The organism is Acinetobacter sp. TYF_19 (assembly GCF_043105125.1).
Lineage (GTDB): Bacteria > Pseudomonadota > Gammaproteobacteria > Pseudomonadales > Moraxellaceae > Acinetobacter > Acinetobacter johnsonii.
Genome location: NZ_JBICLH010000009.1, coordinates 1 through 1,899 on the forward strand (window position 1 = coordinate 1; position 1,899 = coordinate 1,899).

Below are 1,899 nucleotides of genomic sequence, written 5' to 3' on the forward strand. Positions count from 1 at the left end.
AACGCTTTACGATCATTGGTCAGCGTAATGCCGTTGTAATCTGGATAGATTTGGTAATCGGTCGACTGACTCACTACCGCGGACTCAGGCAACAAGCGATCATACTCAGCGATCGACAACACATCCCAAAAGGTCTTTTTATACAGCGGTTTAATTGTCAGCGTATTGCTACCCTTTTCGCTATAAATAAACCCACCACCGCTTTCAACCACCATCTTGATGGCATCTATCGGTGCTAAATTGGAATAGCTCAAGCATTCACGCTCAACGATCCAACCCAATGCATCGATCAACTGCCAATTGAGCACCGTATCGCTAAACACACGATCAAGCTCTGCTTGGCATAACTGGACGGAGGTTCGATCATTCTCTTGTAAGAATGAGCGTAATGGCGCTGTCGGTGCAGCAAGCAGCGCGGTTTGACTGCGACCAATTAAAGTATAGGTATCTTGGGCGAATTTACGAGAACGTCGTCGGTTCTCAAGCAACATTTGATGCTCGGTACCATTCACGATAATTTTTAAAATTACAGGTTGGCCATTGATAGGCTCAAGCTTCCCAATCTCAGATGCCGGTACGGTCAAACTATAGGACCAACACCAGCAGCTGCGATCGGTACTGTAATTCCCATCTAGCACATTTATTTCCTCGCCATTATCTAGGCGCGTCACAGATAAACTATTCAATATGTACCACCAATTACGATTCGGTATGCCGGGTATGCAGTCGTCTGCACCGAAGTTAAGTTCAACATTATGCGAATCCACCTCATGACATAGGCATACGAAATTAAGATCCCCCGTACCTTCATACTGAGGAATTTCAGGCTCTGGCCATGGTTCAATCGGATGCTTACGATAATGGATAGACTTCGCTTTATCCCATGGGATTTCATCTTGTGTGACCAGCTCTAGTCCTTTGTCCCAATCAAAGCTAAAGCGCTTTTCAAAGACATGTGCGACCTGATGTGAAAACGAGATATTGCGGCGTTTACGGATCATCTCCTGATGAGTTAATTCACGGTTCAATCGAAGCTTAATTGATTCCTCAAAATACAAATCACGCGCAATTGGAATCTTTAGATTTTCTTGCCAGCGCACCCCTTGGTTACGACTAAGCTTTAAGCCCTGGTCAAAAGCACTATAGATGGATTCAGATAAAGTCAGTCCACGCTCAAAACTCAGCTCTGTAGCATGATTAATGACTAAACTACGGTCGTAAAAAAAGGTGTCATTTGACACCCTTAAAATAGGCTTGGTCCATGGTATTTCTACATGGTCTAATCTTGTGAAGGCTTTCCGATATTTCAGCCTTGAGACAAGAGATACCCCCACAATATGATTGATATCATTCAAACCCAAAATATCAGACTGAATAGAGGGGTTAATCGTTGCCAAGATTGTGCCGTGATTATCTACATTGTCCTGATTGGTTCCAGCAATATCCGCATTAATCGAAGTGTTAATAGTACTGTGCAATGTACCACTATTTACTTCTAGCTCTGTATTCGAACCCCTCAGTTGTACTTGAATACGAGTATCAATTTCAGCATTTAGAAAACTTAACTGATCTAAGGAATCGTTAAAATTTAAAGCCAAATTGTGGCTGTCTGTTGCTGTAGAAGTCTGTTCAAAATTAAGTATGACGTCATGTGCGTCAGGTGGTGTGTAAGACATTAACCACCTCTAAATCAATATGGTTTTAAGATAATGCTATCAATCTTTTGACTTGAGCCAAGTGCAATATTGACACTATTCAGCACAATGTCAGTACCAGCAGTTCCTATACCAAAATCTGCATATGCTTCATCATCGCCATTATATAAGCGCGCCCATACTGCTGTACCTGATTTTGTGGCCAGTGCTGCTTCGGTTTCATGTAACTCTATACCATCAATTA

General features: G+C 42.4%; 1 protein-coding gene and 1 pseudogene. Both read right to left on the reverse strand.

Annotation, left to right across the window (positions count from 1 at the left end; translation table 11 throughout):
• A partial coding sequence (locus ACF8FD_RS00355) for a hypothetical protein (RefSeq protein ID WP_392452823.1) occupies nucleotides 1-1,676 on the reverse strand: 1,676 nt, incomplete at its 3' end.
• 14 nt (nucleotides 1,677-1,690) lie between these two features.
• Nucleotides 1,691-1,899, reverse strand: a pseudogene (locus ACF8FD_RS00360) (hypothetical protein); the annotation flags it as partial.